This is a genomic window from Amycolatopsis suaedae (genome assembly GCF_004214935.1).
Taxonomy (GTDB): domain Bacteria; phylum Actinomycetota; class Actinomycetes; order Mycobacteriales; family Pseudonocardiaceae; genus Amycolatopsis; species Amycolatopsis suaedae.
The window spans coordinates 1-15,778 of the sequence record NZ_SFCC01000023.1; the positions used below are offsets into that span (position 1 = coordinate 1).

Here is a 15,778-nt window from a genome sequence, read left to right on the forward strand (position 1 = left end):
CTCCGCGCCCTACTCGTCCTCACCCACCACGAACAACACCACCCCACCAGCACCACCCACACCCACTGACCAGCCAAAACAGGATGAAAAATCCCCATTGGGGGCACACAGCACCCGGACCTTGCCGGGCCCTGGCATCAGACGCCGTGAGGGCCCCCTTCACGGCGTCGGCGTCAGCCTGCGTCGCACGTGTGAACGCATTCACGAAGTTCAGCGGGTCACGGTCAGCACCGCCGGATAGCCCTCGGCGGCCGGCGGGGGCGGCGCGGCTGGCAGCGTGATGGCGACGGTGTCGCCCCGGCGTTGCCAGCGCAGCGGTTCGCCACGCCCGCCCAGCACCCGGATCCGCGCACCGTCGCGGATGGGTAGGTCGCCGGGGACGACGAGTTCGCCTGCAGGCCAGGTGAAGGTGATGATGTTGAAGGTCCGGTCGGACACGGTGTACCGCAGCGGGCCGTCTTCGGCTCGGTGCCACGGTTTCGAGTCGTGGATGGCCCCGCCGTTGGTCCGCAGCCAGGCGCCGATGGCCAGCAGCCGGTCGCGTTGCCAGGCGGCGATCGTGCCGTCCGGCTTCGGGCCGATGTTCAGCAGCAGGTTGCCGTTCTTGGCGACGATGTCGGCCAGCAGCTGCACCAGTTTCTGGCCGGTCTTGATGTCGTAGGTGGGATCCATGTAGCCCCACGACCGGCTCATCGTCAGGCACGCCTCCCAGGCGTCGGTGCGCAGCGGGTAGCCGGGCTTGTCGCCCTCGACCGAGTCGATGTCGGCGTGCGAGGCGATGAACCTGTCGTTGACGAGGACGCCTTTGCCGCGCCGCACCGCCTTGTTGTAGTAGTACGCCAGGATCTCGTCGCTGTGCCAGTTCCACACCGGCGGGCGGAAGATCTGGCCCGCGCCGAAGTTGTGGCTGCCGTGGCCGTCGCCCCAGAGGATGTCCGGGTCGTAGCGGTCGATCAGGGTCCGCAGGTGGACGTGCTCGTACTCGCGGACGTAGTCGTTCACCGGTCGGTAGCCGGTGTAGGGCACCAGCGCGCCGGTGTACGGGTTGCGTGGCGGGGTGCCCAGTGCCGGGCTGTAGAACTCGCCGAGCGAGTAGTACAGCCCGCGCCTGAGCCGGGTTCCCCGCGCGGCACGGAACAGTTCGCCGACGAGATCCCGGCGCGGCCCGAGCAGGACCGAGTTCCGGCCGGAGGCATGGTTGGGGAACAGCTGGAACCCGTCGTGGTGCTTGGCGGTGAGGACGAAGTAGCCCGCTCCCGAGTCGGTGAACAGGCGAACCCACTCGGCGGGGTCGTAGTGCTCGGCGGTGAACCGCGGAATGAAGCCGTCGTAGGGAAAGTCCGCGCCGTAGGTGCTCCGGTGGTGCTCGTGGACGGTCCCCTTGGCCGTCGCGTTCATGCCGTACAGGTACCACTCCGAACTCCACGACGGGTCGCCGTAGGCAGGCACCGCGTAGACACCCCAGTGGATGAAGATTCCGAACTTCACCCGCGGGTACCAGTCCGGCAGCGGATGCCGGCGCAGCGACTCCGGCGTCGGCAGGTACGGGCCGGAGGCCGACGCGGGCGTGGAGCCGAGCAGTACGCCGCCTGCGGCGAGTGCCGCACCCGTCAGCACATTCCTTCTGCTCACAACCATTCGACGTGCCTTTCCCGGTCAGCCGAGCGTGGCCCGGTAGTGATCGACGGAGGGCTTCATGCCGTGGTCGGGATCGGCGTCGTAGAGACCGTCCGGGCCACGCTTGCCGAAGCTGTAGGGCTGGTAGAGCGTCGCGCAGGACGGCTCCCGTGCGGCGAGACGTTCCCAGCGCCGCCACTCCGCGTCGTAGCGGGCGAGGTGCCAGCGCATGGCCGCCTCGTCGCGGGGCGCACCCTGTTCGGCGGCGAACCCACGCAGCATGACCTCCCAGCCGTGGTGCACGACGCGGTGCCAGTGCAGGCCGTACCGGGTGGACACCCGCAGATAGTCACGGTCCTCTGTGGACCGAATCGGCAAACCATCGGCCAGCGCGACGATCTCGTCCCACATCCGCGCGGCCTCCCGCTTCTCCGCCAGCACCCGGTCGACGAGTCCCTGCCGCACGATGCCGGTGAAGTCCTTCGTGAGGTCCTTGTCGGAGCCGCCGAGGAACTGGTCGCGGGTCCAGGTCCACCGGATCGGGTGATGCAGGCTGTAGTGCCCGCGCAGGACGGCGTCGGCGGAGAGCAGGGCGAGCCTGCGGAACCGCCGGGTGTGCTCGCCGCGCAGGCCGAGCCGGGCGGCGTACTGGGCGAACGCGGCTTCCTCGCCGAGGCCGGTGTCGCGGGCCCAGCGGGCGATCACCCAGGCGTTGAGGTCACACCACAGTTCGTTGCGCAGGTACGGGCCACGCCACCCGCCGCCGCGCGACCAGGTCCAGATTCCCGCGACGACCGGGTTCTCCACGACGTCGGCGAGCCCGATCGGTTCGGTACGCGGCCGCGTGCGGAACTCCTCGAACCCGTTGATCACGCCGTCGATGACGTAGTTGGGGAACGCGCCCTTGCCCTCGTACTCGCGCTGGCACTGGACCTCGACGATCTGCCGGTGCGTGCCGACCCCAATGGTCTGGTTGAACTCGACGGTTCGCCAGAAGTCCCGTGCGGTGTGCTTGATGGAGAACAACAGGTTCTCGTGTGGTGCGACCTGGCCGGTCACCTGGCGGTAGAACGCGGGGTCGCTGGTCAGCTTGTCGCCGCCGGTGGACCAGGTCCGGTAGAACAGGCGTTTCCCGGCGCGGACGCAGACCTCGTCGCGCAGGATCCCGAGCAACGCGAGATGGCTCCGCTCGCCGTTGGTGATGGGGTTGTTCCCGGTGTGGAACGGCGTGTTCTGCAGGTAGGTCTCGCCGGTACGCACCACGATCCCGTCCAGGCCGGGGAACCGGGTGAAGATCTCCCGCAGCATCGCGCGGTGGATCTGGTGGGTGAGCGGGCGTTCGAAGCTGATCCGGCCCTGGTCGTCGAGGATCTGGTCGCCGTAGAGCTCCACCAGCGGCTTGGGCAGCACGATGATGTCGGTGAACACGTAGACCGCGATACCCGCGGCGTGGGCCCTGGCGATGTGGGCGTCGATGCCGCGGGCTGTTGCCTCCACCCAGGCCCGGCCGGGCGAGCCCGCCGGGAAGATGCGAGGGTCGAACGAGTCGAACGTGATGGCCGTCTGCGGCGGCCGGAACTCGTTGATCACCTGGCCGTCGTAGCCGTAGGCGGCCAGGGTGGCCGGATCGTTGAACCGGCTCCGGAAGGACGGCTCGCCGGGGTTGTTGTGCACCATGTCGAGCAGGAACGGCAGCCGGCGCCCGCGTGGCGCCGCGTCCGCGCCGGTGACGGTCACGCCGCTGGCGACGGCCGCCGCCAGCGCGACGCCGCCCCGAAGCACCGTCCTGCGCCCTGTCTCCACCACACAACCCCCGATTCATCAGATGTATCCCCTGACGCTAGGAACGTGTCCGGTCTCCGTCAAGGCTCCATCTGGACGGCTGGCCGCAAGACATCGGATGTAGTCACTGCTCACGGCAGGGGACGGGTCGACCAGGGCACAGAAAGTAACGACAATGCGCTACGTGATCCCTGACCCGCCGCACGTCGCCGCATCGGTGTACTCGGACGTTCGCGCCGAGAATGAGCTACCGGATGTGATCCTTCGCAGCCTCGCCAGGATCGGCGAGGGGTCCGCGTGCCGGTACAGCAGGGCGTGCTCGAACACCAGCCCCGGTGGCGGATCGACCAGGTCGACGTAGGCGGCGCCGGTCCGGGCGACAGCGCGGGCAGACGCCGGCAGCAGGGCCACGCCGAGCCCGCCCGCGACGAGCGCCGCGATCGTCTGCAGCTGGACGGCCTCCTGTGCGACCCTCGGGGTGAACCCGGCGGCGCGGCAGGCCGCGATGACGGTGTCGTACAGCCCGGGCCCCAGCGTGCGGGGGAAGAGCACGAACGGTTCACCGGCGAGGTCGGCGAGCCGGATGTCCGCGGCCGTCGCCAGCCGGTGGGTGTCCGGCAGCGCCGCGACGAACGGGGTGCGCCGCAACATCACCGACGCGAGTCCGCCGTCGTCGTGCAACGGCGGACAGCCGATGCCCGCGTCCACGTCGTCGTCGAGCAGCATGCGGACCTGCTGCGCGGTGGTGGCCTCGGTCAGCACCAGTTCCACGTCGGGATTGGCAGCGCGGAACGCGGTCAGCATGCCGGGCAGCACCTCGAAGGTGGCCGAGCCGACGAAAGCGAGACGCAGCGTCCCCGCCCGGCCCGCTGCCGCGCTGCGGCCGGCGTCCGTCGCCCGCGCGGCCCGGGCGAGGACGGCCCGGGCCTCGGTGAGGAACACCTGCCCCGCCGGGGTCAGCCGGGCGCCCTTGCTGGTGCGGTCGAACAGCCTGCCGCCGAGTTCGGTCTCCAGCCGACGGATGGCGGCCGACAGCGGGGGTTGCGCCATGTGCAGCCGCGCCGCCGCCCTGCCGAAGCCACCTTCCTCGGCGACCGCCACGAACTGGTTGAGCAGTCGGAGATCGATCGCGGCCATACTTTCAGCGTATCGAGCCGGGTGTGAACCGGTATTGGACCGCTGGGCCCGCGCGATGGACCGTGGTCGGTATGAGGCTCAGCATTCTCACGCTCGCGTTGGTGGGCGTGCTCACCGGCGCGAGCGCCACCGCCGACGCGGACGGCGGTCAGGCGCAGCGGCAGACCCTGTTCACCCGGACCGCCGACGGTTTCACCGTCGCGGTGCGGGAAGTACGCCCCGCCCGGGCGTCCGGAACACCGGTCGTGTTGCTGCACGGCGCCAGGGTGCCCGGCGAGGCATCGTTCGACCTGCCCGTGCCCGGCGGTTCACTGGCCGCCGACCTGACCGCCGCCGGGCACCCGGTGTACGTCGTCGACGCGCGGGGTTATGGGCGGTCGCAGCGACCACGGGCGATGCACCGGCCACCGGCCGAGTCGGCGCCGCTGGTGCGCAGCCACGAGGTCGTCCGCGACATCGACGCGGCCGTCGACCTCGTGCGCCGGCGCACCGGCGCGTCCGGAGTCACGTTGTTCGGGTGGGCGACCGGCGGGCACTGGGCGGGGATGTACACCGCGCTGCACCCGGAGAAGGTGGGCGGGCTGGTGTTGTTCAACAGCCTCTACGGCGGTACCGCCGGACACCCGACGCTGGGCCACGGTTCGCCGTACGAGGACCCGGACCGTCCGGGCCGGTTCCATGCCGAAGCCTACGGCGGCTACCGGCTCAGCACCGCGGAGTCGCTGCTCGGGTCGTGGGACGACTCGATTCCGGACCAGGACAAGTCGACGTGGCGCGACCCGGCCGTCGTCGCCGCCTACCAGCGTGCCGCGCTCGCCAGCGATCCCGAGTCCGGCAGGCACAGCCCGCCCGCCTTCCGTGCGCCGACCGGCGCGCTGGCCGACAGCTTCTACCTGGCGATCGGGCACCGGGCGTGGGACGCCTCCGCCATCACCGCACCCGTGCTGATCCTCCGCTCGGAACGGGATTTCTGGAGCCGTGCCGAGGACGTCACGCGGCTGACCGCTGACCTCGTCGACGCGCCCGAGGTCCGCGCGGTGACGCTGCCAGGCGCCACCCACTACGCGCACCTCGACCGGCCCGACCGTGGCAGGGCGACGTTGCTGACGGAGCTGACCGCCTTCCTGGACCGCCGCGCCCGGTGAGGCCGTCAGCGGCCCTGCCGTCGCAGGAGCGCGTCCAGGCGCGGGTAGACGGCGCGGGCGTTGTGCTCCCGGATCGCCGCCCAGTCCTCTTCGGACAGTTTCGCCGCCTCGGCGTAGCGGCGGGTGTCGTCGAGGTGGTGGCCGGTACGCGGGTCGATTTCACGGCGTACAGCCTGCGGCAAGCGGCTGCCGACAACCGCGCCCGGCTCGACCGGGACATGGCCTGGATCGCCGAGGTCACCGGCTACCGAGGGGACGCCCCTGACCAGGGACACTAGAGTGTCCCCATGTCCACTGTGCAGCGTCGCCCCGGCCGACGTCGTACGCAGGAGGAACGCTCCACCGCGATGCGGCAGCGCCTGCTGGAGGCGACGATCGACTGCCTGGTGGAGTACGGCTACGCGGGGACCACGACGACCAGGGTGGCCGAACGCGCCGGCGTGACGCGTGGTGCGCAACTGCACCACTTCCGCACCAAGAACGACCTGGTCACGGCCGCTGTCCGGCATCTGGCGGTCAAGCGGGCCGACGCCGCGCTGGAGCAGGTGGACCGCCTGCGTGGATCGGACGACGTACTGGACGCGGCCCTCGACCTGCTCTGGGACGTCCATCAGGGGCCGATCTTCGCCGCCACCGCGGAACTCTGGATGGCGGCGCGTACCGACCCGGATCTGCAGGCCCAGCTGCGCCAGGTCGAGCCCATGGTCAACTCCGCCCTGCTCAGCTTCGGCGCGGAGCTGGTGCCGGGTTTCGCCAACCATCCGCAGCTTCGGCACTGGGCCTACACCGCGATGGACGTGGTGCGCGGGCTCCTGGTCGGCAGCGGTGTGATCGGTGACGCCCAGCTCGAGCAGCGGTGGCGGCGTGCGAAGGCGCATCTCAAGATCGTCGGCGAACAACTACTCGCCGACGCCGGGGCAACTTACCTGCAGCCCTGATCGTAAATTTAGGCACTCTGACCTGCATGTATATGGCACTCGGTCGGTTCTGCCCTTGTTAAATACAGTCCAGACGGTATCTTTTGTCGCACGGGCGACGAGGAGGTCCGCGGGTGGCGAACAGGGTGTACGTCGTCGGCGTCGGCATGACCAAGTTCGAGAAGCCGGGCAGCCGGCCGGACTGGGACTACCCGCTGATGGCGAAGGAAGCCGGGACGAGGGCACTCGCCGATGCCGGGATCGGGTACGACCGGATCGAGCAGGCCTACGTCGGCTACGTCTACGGCGAGTCGACCTCCGGTCAGCGTGCCCTCTACGAGCTGGGGATGACCGGCATCCCGGTGATCAACGTCAACAATAACTGCTCGACCGGCTCGACCGCGCTCTATCTCGCGGCGCAGGCCGTCAGGAGCGGTCAGGCCGGCTGCGCGCTGGCACTCGGTTTCGAGAAGATGCAGCCCGGGTCGCTCGGGTCGACGTTCGACGACCGGGAACAGCCGCTGGGCAACCACATGCAGGCCCTCGCCGAGATCTCCGAGGTGCTGTTCCCGCCCGCTCCGTGGATGTTCGGCGCGGCCGGCCGTGAGCACATGAAGCAGTACGGCACCACGGCGGAACAGTTCGCGAAGATCGGCGAGAAGAACCACCGGCACTCGGTGAACAACCCCTATGCGCAGTTCCAGGACGAGTACACGCTCGACGACATCATGAACTCGCGGATGGTGTACGACCCGCTGACCAAGCTGCAGTGCTCGCCGACCTCGGACGGTTCCGGTGCCGCGATCCTGGCCAGCGAGTCCTTTGTGGACGAATATGGGCTGGCCGGGCAGGCGGTGGAGATCGTCGGGCAGGCGATGACCACCGACTTCCGGTCCACCTTCGACGGCACCGCGAAGAACATCGTCGGCTACGACATGAACGTCCAGGCCGCACGCAAGGTCTACGAGCAGTCCGGGCTCGGTGCCGGGGACTTCCAGGTCATCGAGTTGCACGACTGCTTCTCCGCCAACGAGCTGCTGCTCTACGAAGCACTCGGGCTGTGTGCCGAAGGCGAAGCCGGGAAGCTGATCGACGACGGCGAGACCACCTACGGCGGCAGGTGGGTGGTGAACCCCTCCGGCGGGCTCATCTCCAAGGGGCATCCGCTCGGCGCCACCGGGCTCGCCCAGTGTGCCGAGCTGACCTGGCAGCTACGCGGCACCGCGGACCGGCGGCAGGTCGACGGCGTCACCGCGGCACTGCAGCACAACATCGGCCTCGGCGGCGCCGCCGTGGTCACCGCCTACCAGCGCGCCGAGCGCTGAACCCGTTCGACACATCACCGCAGGAGGAATCATGGGTCAGGTCGACGCCGTCGCCGAGATCGCCGCTCCGCCGGAGAAGGTCTGGGCCGAGTTCTCGAACCCGAACAACTTCGAGAACTGGCTGACCATTCACAGCAAGTGGAAGGGCGCGGTGCCGGCCGAGTTCAGCAAGGGTGCCCAGGCCTCCCAGGTGGTCACCATGCTCGGCATGCCCAACACCATCACCTGGACCGTCGACGAGTTCGACGCGCCGAAGCGGCTGGTCATCTCCGGGGTCGGCATGGCGGGTGTCAGGTGCACGTTCACCCTCTCGGTCGAAGCCGGGGAGGGCGGCGGGTCCACCGCGACCATCGTCGCCGCGTTCGAAGGTCAGATGATCGTCGGCGCGATGGGCAAGGCGGTGGAGAAGGACGCCAAGAAGCAGCTCGACGCGTCGCTGGAGAAGTTCGCCGCGCTGGTCAGCTGAGGGAGCCGGACATCATGGCCGAAACGGAACTCCGGTTCGACACGCGCGGGCTGGGCACCTGGACCGGGGAGACCACCTTCGAGGTCACCAGGGAACGCCTGATCGAGTACGCCAGGGCGACCAACGACCCGACCCCCGCTCACCTCGCCGGCGACCTGGCCGCCCCGGTCTTCGCGATCGTGCCGGTGTTCCAGTCGCTGCTGGAACCGGCGCTGGAGGTGGTGCCCACCGAGCTGCTCGGCAGGGTGCTGCACGGCGAGCAGGACTTCCGCTTTCACCGGCCGATCCGGCCCGGGGACGAACTCGTCGCCAAGGGCACGATGACCGGCTGGAAGGGCCGGAGCAACGGCACCGCTGCCGCGGTCTACCTGGAGACCCGCGACCGGCACGGGCACCTGGTCAACGAGCAGTACGTGACGTTCTTCGTCCGTGGGTTCGACACCGGTGACACGGCCGGCACGCAGGCGCCGGAGCACAAGTTCGACGAGGCCCTGCGGGAGCGGCAGCCGGTCGCCACCCGTACCCAGCACGTCGACGACGACCAGACGTTCCGGTACGGCCCGGCCGCTGGCGACCCGATGCCGATCCACCTGGACGACGACGTCGCCAAGGCGTCCGGCCTGCCCGGGATCATCGCGCACGGCCTGTGCACGATGGCGTTCACCTCGTGGGCGATCCTGACCGAGGTCGGCGGCTCCGACGTCACCCGGCTGAAGCGACTCGCGGTGCGGTTCGCCAAACCGGTACTGCCCGGGCAGGACATCACCACCACCATCTGGCGGGCGGGCTCGGCCGCCGGCGTGACCAGCTACGCCTACGAGACGACCGTCGGCGACACCGTCGTGATCAAGGACGGCCTCGCCGAGCTCGTGGACTGAGCGGAGGAGAACCACCATGGGACAACTGGACGGGCGGGTCGCCGTCATCACCGGCGCGGGCCGTGGCATCGGCCGTGAGCACGCGCTGCTGTTCGCGCGTGAGGGTGCGAGTGTCGTCGTCAACGACCTCGGCAGCGGGAACGACGGAGCCGGAGCCGACGCGGGCCCGGCCGGACAGGTCGTCGACGAGATCACCGCGGCGGGCGGCAGGGCGGTGGCGAACACGGAGAACGTCGCCACCTGGCAGGGTGCGAAGGCGCTGGTCGATCAGGCGGTGGCCGAGTTCGGCAGGCTGGACGTCGTGGTGAACAACGCCGGGATCCTGCGGGACGCGTTCGTGGCCGGGATCGAGGAATCCCAGTGGGACGCGGTGATCGCCGTACATCTCAAGGGGCACGCGGCGGTGTTGCATCACGCGGCGGCGTACTGGAAGGCGCGGTCGAAGGCCGGGGAACAGGTCGCCGGATCGGTGATCAACACCGCGTCGGCGTCCGGGCTCACCGTGCCGAACGCGGGACAGGCGAACTACGGCGCCGCGAAGGCGGGGATCGCGGCGCTGACCCTGGTCGCCGCCGCGGAACTGGAGCGCTACGGCGTGCGGGTCAACGCGATCGCGCCGATCGCCCGTACCCGCCTCACCCTGGCCACCCCCGGGATGGGCGCGATCTTCGCCCAGGAGGTCGAGGAGGGCGAGTTCGACGCCTTCGCCCCGGCCAACATCGCCCCGCTGGTCGCCTATCTGGCAACCGAGAAGTGCCCGCACACCGGCCAGGTGTTCGCCGTGCAGGGTGGCTGCATCCAGCGGCTTCAGGGCTGGACCGTCGCCGAGACGACCGAGACCGACGGACCGTGGACCGTGTCCGAGGTGGGCGCGCGGCTCGCCGAGTGGGGCACACCGTGATCGAGTGGTCCGAGACCGAGCTCCTGATCCGCGACGCCGTCCGCGAGTTCGTCGACAAGGAGATCCGGCCGAACGTCGACCGGCTGGAGTCGGGCGAGCTACCGCCGTACGACATCATCCGGAAGCTGTTCGCCACCTTCGGTCTCGACGTCATGGCCCGGGAGGGCGTCACGAAACTGCTGGCTAAGCAGCGTTCCGGTGGCGGGAGGAAGTCCGGCGGCTCCTTCGGCGGCCAGGAGTCGATGGCCGTGATCGCCGCGAGCGAACTGGCCGGGGTCAGCCTGGGGCTGGTCGCGTCGATCGGCGTCAGCCTCGGGCTCACCGCGCAGACGATCCTGTCGAAGGGCACCCTGGCGCAGAAGGAACGCTGGCTGCCGAAGCTGGCGACGTTCGAGCACGTCGGCGCCTGGGCGATCACCGAGCCGGACTCCGGTTCCGACGCGTTCGGCGGAATGAAAACCTACGTCCGGCGCGACGGCGACGGCTACGTCCTCAACGGCCGCAAGACGTTCGCCACGAACGGCCCGTACGCGGACGTGATCGTGGTCTACGCGAAGCTGGACGAGGGCGACGGCGCCGACAAGCGTGCCCGGAAGGTGCTGACCTTCGTGCTGGACAAGGGAATGGCCGGCCTGACGCAGGGTAAGCCGTTCAAGAAGATGGGCATGATGTCCTCGCCGACCGGCGAGCTGTTCTTCGACGACGTCAGGCTCGGCAGGGACCGGCTGCTCGGTGAGCGGGAGCCGGACGCGTCCGGTGCGGACAGCAAGGACGAGGTCCGGTCCGGGTTCACCCTCGAACGTATCGGGGTGGCCGCGCTGTCGCTGGGCATCATCAACGAGTGTCACCGCCTGTGCGTCGACTACGCGAAGAGCCGGACGCTCTGGGGTCAGGAGATCGGCCGCTTCCAGCTCATCCAGCTCAAGCTGGCCAGGATGGAGATCGCCAGGGTCAACGTGCGGAACATGGTGTTCGCCTGCCTGGAGAAACTGCGGGAGGGCAGGGAGATCACCCTGGCCGAGGCCTCGGCGATGAAGCTCTACTCGTCGGAGATGGCCACCGAGGTCGCCATGGAGGCCGTGCAGCTGTTCGGCGGCAACGGCTACATGGCCGAGTACCGGGTGGAGCAGCTAGCCCGCGACGCCAAGTCCCTGATGATCTACGCGGGCAGCAACGAGATCCAGGTGACCCACATCGCCAAGGCCCTCCTGGGCTGAGCGCGGCCCCGGCCGACTGTGCCGTGAAGGGAGGCTGCCACCCCGGGGCGGGAGTCCATGAAGGCCACCTTCATCACATGAGACGACAGAAACTCGGCCTTCACACCCCGAACTTCGGGCCACGCCCACGTGAACGGGTCCGTTCGCGCGAGTCGTACGTTCTGGGGCGCGAGTCGTAGGTTCTGACGCGCGAGTTGTACGTTCCCGCCCTCCTGGTCCCACTTTCCGGCACGCTGGTCCCAGATAGCGAGACCAGCTCGTCATCGGCTGGCCGAACGGGCCGCTCGCGCGGCCCTGCCGGGCCGGACCGCGAGTTTCGTCTTCCGGAACGCGAATGACGCGCTCCGGGCCACCCGACTTTGCCGGGGCAAAGTCCTGCATCTGACGTGCACCTCTTCAACTCGGCACGGCAGCGAGGCCGCCGTGTCAGCGCCGTGGCAGGCCGGTGTCAGTGGCCGGCGCGATCGTGGTCGTCATGAGCAGGTTGACGACGGCACCAAGGCGCTTGCGCGCCAGCTATTCAGCGTTACTATGTACCGGTAGTCAGTGTCGCTGAATAGCTGGAGGCGCGGTCGTGGGCAAGCAGATGACGGAGATGCTCAAGGGAGTGCTTGAGGGGATCGTCCTGGCGATCCTGTCCGGCCGCCCCGCCTACGGCTACGAGATCACCGCCTGGCTGCGTGCCCAGGGCTTCACCGACATCGCCGAGGGCACCGTCTACGCGCTGCTGGTCAGGATCGAGCGGCGCGGCCTGGTCGACGTGGAGAAAGTCCCGTCCGAGAAGGGCCCGCCGCGCAAGGTGTTCTCCCTCAACGCGCAGGGACGGCGGCAACTGGACGAGTTCTGGACGGCCTGGGGGTTTCTCGCCGGCCGGCTCGAACAGCTTCGTGAACGAGAGGAATGACATGAACATCCTCGAAGAGGAAGAGAGAACAGTCAGATGACGACACAGCACGCTCCGGCGATCCAGGTGCGTGGCCTGGAGAAGTCCTACGGTGACCTCAGCGTGTTACGCGGTGTGGACTTCGACGTGGCACGGGGCAGCATCTTCGCCCTGCTCGGCTCCAACGGGGCCGGCAAGACCACCGTGGTGCGGATCCTGTCCACGCTGCTCAAGGCCGACGCGGGAACCGCGGCCGTCGACGGGTTCGACGTCGCGGCGCAGCCGGCGAAGGTGCGCGAGGTCATCAGCCTCACCGGCCAGTTCGCCGCCGTCGACGAGGTCCTCAGTGGACGGGAGAACCTGGTGCTCGTGGCCAGGCTGCGGCACCAGAAGAACCCCGGCGCGATCGCGGACGAGCTGCTGGCGCGCTTCTCGCTGACCGAGGCGGGCGGCCGCAGGGTGGCGACGTACTCGGGTGGGATGCGCAGGCGGCTGGACATCGCGATGAGCCTCATCGGGAATCCGTCGGTGATCTTCCTCGACGAACCGACCACGGGTCTCGACCCGGAGGCCCGCGTCGAGGTGTGGGACACCGTGCGGGACCTCGCCGGACGCGGCACGACGGTGCTGCTGACCACGCAGTACCTGGAGGAGGCCGAACAGCTGGCCGACCGCATCGCCATCCTCCACAAGGGACGGATCATCGTGAACGACACGCTCGCCGAACTCAAGCGGCTGCTTCCGCCTGCCGAGGTCGAGTACGTCGAGAAACAGCCGAGCCTCGAAGACGTCTTCTTCGCCATCGTTGGTTCGGACGCGTGAGGAGACAATGATGAACACTCACACCTTCGGCGACACCACCGTCCTGCTGGGACGGTCCATGAAACACATCACCCGCAGCCTGGACACCATCATCACGACCGCGATCATGCCGGTGGCGATGATGCTGTTGTTCGTCTACGTGTTCGGCGGCGCCATCAACACCGGCGCCGAGTCGTACGTGAACTACATGCTGCCGGGCATCCTCCTGATCACGATCGCGTCGGGCATCGCCTACACCGCGTTCCGGCTCTTCACCGACCTCAAGAGCGGGATCTTCGAACGGTTCCAGTCGCTGCCGATCGCCCGGTCGGGCGTTCTCTGGGCACACGTGCTGACCTCGCTGGTCGCCAACCTGATCTCGCTCGTCATCGTGGTGGGCGTCGCCCTGATCATGGGATTCCGCACGGACGCCGGTGTGCCGGCGTGGCTCGCCGTCGCCGGCATCCTGATCCTGTTCACGCTGGCGCTGACCTGGCTCGCGGTGATCGCGGGCCTGTCCGCGAAGTCCGCGGACGGCGCGGGCGCGTTCTCCTACCCGCTGGTCTTCCTGCCGTTCCTCAGCTCCGCGTTCGTGCCCACCGGCACCATGCCGGGACCGGTACGCGCCTTCGCCGAGCACCAGCCGGTGACCTCGATCGTCAACACGATCCGCGCCCTGTTCACCGGCCAGCCGGTCGGCAGCGGAATCTGGACCGCACTCGCCTGGTGCACGGGCATCCTCGTCGTCGCCTACATCTTCGCCATGGTCGTCTACCGCCGGAGGATCTCGTAGTCATGAATTTCTGGGAAACCATCACCGGCAGCGATCTCACCAGGGAATGGAAGGCGTTCGAAGCCAGGGCCGCTGCCCTTCCCGCCGACTTCCAGGCGGCATGGAACGACATCCGGGACCGCCTGCTGCCCTACTCGGACCTGTCCGGCCGCAAGCTGATGCCCATTCTGGACAGTGCGCTGGGGCTGCTCGAGGAGACGGCGGCCGACGGGCAGAGCATCCACGACGTCCTCGGTGACGACGTCGAGGGTTTCTGCGCGGCACTCGCCGGTGCGGAGGGCCGCCGGAACCAGCGCGACCGGTGGCGTGAGCAGCTGAACAGGAACGTGGCCAGGAAACTGGCCCAGCTAGGAGACTGACGTGGGGATCCAGGACATCATCCAGGGCAAGAAGCAGTGGCGGGCACACATGGCGCGGGTCAAGGCGCTCCCGCCGGATTACCAGATCGTCTACAAGGAAATGCAGCGGTACTTCTTCAAGGTCGGCCCGGTCGACCTGCCCGATGGCCCGCTGCTCCCGGGGATCGTCGACTTCTTCGAGGAAGGTGCCGCCGCCGGCAGGGGAGTGCTGGAACTCGTCGGCCAGGACGTCGCGGCGTTCTGCGACGACCTGATCAAGGACTCGCCCACGTACGCGGACATCTATCAGGAGTCCGTCAGCGGAAAGCCTGGTGCGGCAGGGAAGTGACCGGCGAGGGCCACAGCGCCACCGCGGCGACGGTGCCACCGGCGGCGAGGACGCCGAGCGCGATCCAGCCGGTGGTGAACCCCAGTGCGGTGACGCCCCAGCCCGCGATGGGGTAGCTGAGCAGCCAGCAGGCGTGGGACAGCGAGAACTGGGCCGCGAAGATCGCCGGCCGGTCGGCCGGAGCGGTGGAGCGCCGCAGCACCCGGCCGACCGGCGTGAGCACCAGCGCCACTCCGGCGCCGAGGACGGCCCAGATCCCCAGTGCCGCGGGCCATCGCCACGCTCCGCTGTCCACAGCGGACAGTGCCAGCGCACCGGCGACCCCGGCGCACAGCGTGATCGCGCCGCCGGTCATCACCGTCCGTTCGGGCAGCCGGTCGAGCGTCCTCGGCAGGGCGAGTGCCACCACGATGGTGCCCGCTCCGTTGGCGGCGAGCAGGATCGCCACCTCCGGATCGCCCAGGTGCAGGGCGTCGTGGACGTAGTTGACCGTGTTCACCATGACGATGGCGCCGGCGCCCGCGACCACCAGGTCCAGTGCGAGCACCGCCCGTAGCCGCGGGGTGGACAGGAAGATCCGGGTGCCAGCGGCGACGCGGTCCACCACTCCGGTGCGTGCGCTCGGGGTGGCGCGGGGGATCCGGGAGGTCAGCACCAGCAGGGCGGAGACGGCGAAACCCGCCGTGGTGCCGCTGAACAGCCAGTGGAAGCTCACCACGCTGAGCAGTGCCGCCGCCAGCACCGGGCTGAGCAGGGTCTCCATGCTGGACGCGAACTGCGACGCCGACAGTGCCCTGGTGTACTGCTTCTCGTCGGGCAGGATGTCGGGCAGCGTCGCCTGGAAGGTGGGCGTGAACGCCGCCGAAGCCGACTGCAACACGAAGATCAGCACGTAGACCTGCCAGATCTCGGTGACGAACGGCAGCGCCAGCACCACCAGCGCCCGCACCGTGTCGAGACTGACCAGGAACGCGCGCCGGGGCACCCGGTCGGCGTAGGCGCCCGCGATCGGCGCGATGGTCACGTAGGCGACCATCTTGATGGCCAGCGCGGTACCGAGCACCGCTCCCGCGCGTTCGCCCGCCAGGTCGTAGGCGAGCAGTCCCAACGCGACCGTGGCGAGTCCGGTGCCGAACAACGCCACCACCTGCGCCCCGAACAGGCGCCGGTAGTCCCGGTTGGCGAACAGCGCACGCACAAGTGTCCTCCCGTCCTTGGCTGCCGCCAAG

Annotated in this window: 17 protein-coding genes; 12 read left to right on the forward strand and 5 right to left on the reverse strand. The window is 69.1% G+C overall.

Translation table 11 applies throughout. The annotated features are described in order from the left end of the window. Positions 1-210: 210 nt before the first annotated feature. From EWH70_RS33410 to EWH70_RS33420, 3 genes are all read right to left on the reverse strand, one after another. Positions 211-1,632, reverse strand: coding sequence for an alpha-L-fucosidase (locus EWH70_RS33410; RefSeq protein WP_205669368.1), 1,422 nt, complete (start codon positions 1,630-1,632; stop codon positions 211-213). 24 nt (positions 1,633-1,656) lie between these two features. Beyond that, positions 1,657-3,420: a hypothetical protein gene (locus EWH70_RS33415; RefSeq protein WP_205669370.1), complete on the reverse strand. Its 1,764-nt coding sequence runs from the start codon at positions 3,418-3,420 to the stop codon at positions 1,657-1,659. A gap of 159 nt (positions 3,421-3,579) precedes the next feature. Further along, the gene (locus tag EWH70_RS33420; protein WP_130479595.1) at positions 3,580-4,536 is read right to left on the reverse strand and encodes a LysR family transcriptional regulator; all 957 of its coding nucleotides are present in this window, start codon (positions 4,534-4,536) and stop codon (positions 3,580-3,582) included. A gap of 71 nt (positions 4,537-4,607) precedes the next feature. Between EWH70_RS33420 and EWH70_RS33425 the strand changes: the two genes are divergently transcribed. Continuing rightward, complete coding sequence (locus tag EWH70_RS33425) at positions 4,608-5,681, forward strand: alpha/beta hydrolase (protein WP_130479596.1); 1,074 nt, start codon at positions 4,608-4,610, stop codon at positions 5,679-5,681. Positions 5,682-5,686: 5 nt separating this feature from the next. Here EWH70_RS33425 and EWH70_RS36405 read toward each other — a convergent pair whose 3' ends face one another. Then, on the reverse strand, positions 5,687-5,956 hold the full coding sequence (locus EWH70_RS36405) for a hypothetical protein (RefSeq protein ID WP_240687366.1): 270 nt from the start codon (positions 5,954-5,956) through the stop codon (positions 5,687-5,689). Positions 5,957-5,968: 12 nt separating this feature from the next. Between EWH70_RS36405 and EWH70_RS33435 the strand changes: the two genes are divergently transcribed. The 11 genes from EWH70_RS33435 (at position 5,969) to EWH70_RS33485 (ending at position 14,549) form a co-directional block, all read left to right on the forward strand. Beyond that, positions 5,969-6,619 carry a TetR/AcrR family transcriptional regulator gene (locus EWH70_RS33435; protein WP_338078628.1) on the forward strand — a complete coding sequence of 217 codons (651 nt, stop codon included), beginning with the start codon at positions 5,969-5,971 and terminating at the stop codon, positions 6,617-6,619. A 113-nt stretch (positions 6,620-6,732) separates the two neighbouring features. Continuing rightward, entirely contained in the window at positions 6,733-7,923 is a 1,191-nt protein-coding gene (locus tag EWH70_RS33440; RefSeq protein WP_130479597.1) for a lipid-transfer protein, read from the forward strand. 31 nt (positions 7,924-7,954) lie between these two features. Further along, on the forward strand, positions 7,955-8,389 hold the full coding sequence (locus tag EWH70_RS33445) for a type II toxin-antitoxin system Rv0910 family toxin (protein ID WP_130479598.1): 435 nt from the start codon (positions 7,955-7,957) through the stop codon (positions 8,387-8,389). Between the two features lie 14 nt (positions 8,390-8,403). Beyond that, entirely contained in the window at positions 8,404-9,267 is an 864-nt protein-coding gene (locus EWH70_RS33450) for a MaoC/PaaZ C-terminal domain-containing protein (RefSeq protein WP_130479599.1), read from the forward strand. Between the two features lie 16 nt (positions 9,268-9,283). Beyond that, positions 9,284-10,168: an SDR family oxidoreductase gene (locus EWH70_RS33455; RefSeq protein WP_130479600.1), complete on the forward strand. Its 885-nt coding sequence runs from the start codon at positions 9,284-9,286 to the stop codon at positions 10,166-10,168. After that, positions 10,165-11,385 carry an acyl-CoA dehydrogenase family protein gene (locus tag EWH70_RS33460; protein ID WP_130479601.1) on the forward strand — a complete coding sequence of 407 codons (1,221 nt, stop codon included), beginning with the start codon at positions 10,165-10,167 and terminating at the stop codon, positions 11,383-11,385. The genes EWH70_RS33455 and EWH70_RS33460 overlap by 4 nt, the downstream gene beginning before the upstream one ends. Before the next feature lie 574 nt (positions 11,386-11,959). Next, positions 11,960-12,289, forward strand: a complete 330-nt coding sequence (locus EWH70_RS33465) for a PadR family transcriptional regulator (RefSeq protein ID WP_130479602.1) — start codon at positions 11,960-11,962, stop codon at positions 12,287-12,289. Positions 12,290-12,325: 36 nt separating this feature from the next. Then, positions 12,326-13,090 (forward strand): ABC transporter ATP-binding protein, encoded by a 765-nt coding sequence (locus tag EWH70_RS33470; protein WP_130479603.1) that lies wholly within the window; start codon positions 12,326-12,328, stop codon positions 13,088-13,090. 10 nt (positions 13,091-13,100) lie between these two features. Further along, the gene (locus tag EWH70_RS33475; RefSeq protein WP_130479604.1) at positions 13,101-13,862 is read left to right on the forward strand and encodes an ABC transporter permease; all 762 of its coding nucleotides are present in this window, start codon (positions 13,101-13,103) and stop codon (positions 13,860-13,862) included. Between the two features lie 2 nt (positions 13,863-13,864). Continuing rightward, positions 13,865-14,221, forward strand: coding sequence for a DUF1048 domain-containing protein (locus EWH70_RS33480; protein WP_130479605.1), 357 nt, complete (start codon positions 13,865-13,867; stop codon positions 14,219-14,221). A 1-nt stretch (position 14,222) separates the two neighbouring features. Then, positions 14,223-14,549 carry a DUF1048 domain-containing protein gene (locus EWH70_RS33485; RefSeq protein WP_130479606.1) on the forward strand — a complete coding sequence of 109 codons (327 nt, stop codon included), beginning with the start codon at positions 14,223-14,225 and terminating at the stop codon, positions 14,547-14,549. Here the strand turns inward: EWH70_RS33485 and EWH70_RS33490 are convergent. Then, a complete protein-coding gene (locus EWH70_RS33490; protein WP_130479607.1) occupies positions 14,518-15,747 on the reverse strand; it encodes an MFS transporter in 1,230 nt (409 codons plus the stop codon). The genes EWH70_RS33485 and EWH70_RS33490 overlap by 32 nt on opposite strands. Between the last annotated feature and the right edge of the window lie 31 nt (positions 15,748-15,778).

Coding starts and splice junctions, on each gene's coding strand:
- EWH70_RS33420 (WP_130479595.1), bottom strand. CDS start 4,536: ATGGCCGCGATCGATCTCCGACTGCTCAACCAGTTCGTGGCGGTCGCC.
- EWH70_RS33425 (WP_130479596.1), top strand. CDS start 4,608: ATGAGGCTCAGCATTCTCACGCTCGCGTTGGTGGGCGTGCTCACCGGC.
- EWH70_RS33435 (WP_338078628.1), top strand. CDS start 5,969: ATGTCCACTGTGCAGCGTCGCCCCGGCCGACGTCGTACGCAGGAGGAA.
- EWH70_RS33445 (WP_130479598.1), top strand. CDS start 7,955: ATGGGTCAGGTCGACGCCGTCGCCGAGATCGCCGCTCCGCCGGAGAAG.
- EWH70_RS33450 (WP_130479599.1), top strand. CDS start 8,404: ATGGCCGAAACGGAACTCCGGTTCGACACGCGCGGGCTGGGCACCTGG.
- EWH70_RS33455 (WP_130479600.1), top strand. CDS start 9,284: ATGGGACAACTGGACGGGCGGGTCGCCGTCATCACCGGCGCGGGCCGT.
- EWH70_RS33470 (WP_130479603.1), top strand. CDS start 12,326: ATGACGACACAGCACGCTCCGGCGATCCAGGTGCGTGGCCTGGAGAAG.
- EWH70_RS33475 (WP_130479604.1), top strand. CDS start 13,101: ATGAACACTCACACCTTCGGCGACACCACCGTCCTGCTGGGACGGTCC.
- EWH70_RS33480 (WP_130479605.1), top strand. CDS start 13,865: ATGAATTTCTGGGAAACCATCACCGGCAGCGATCTCACCAGGGAATGG.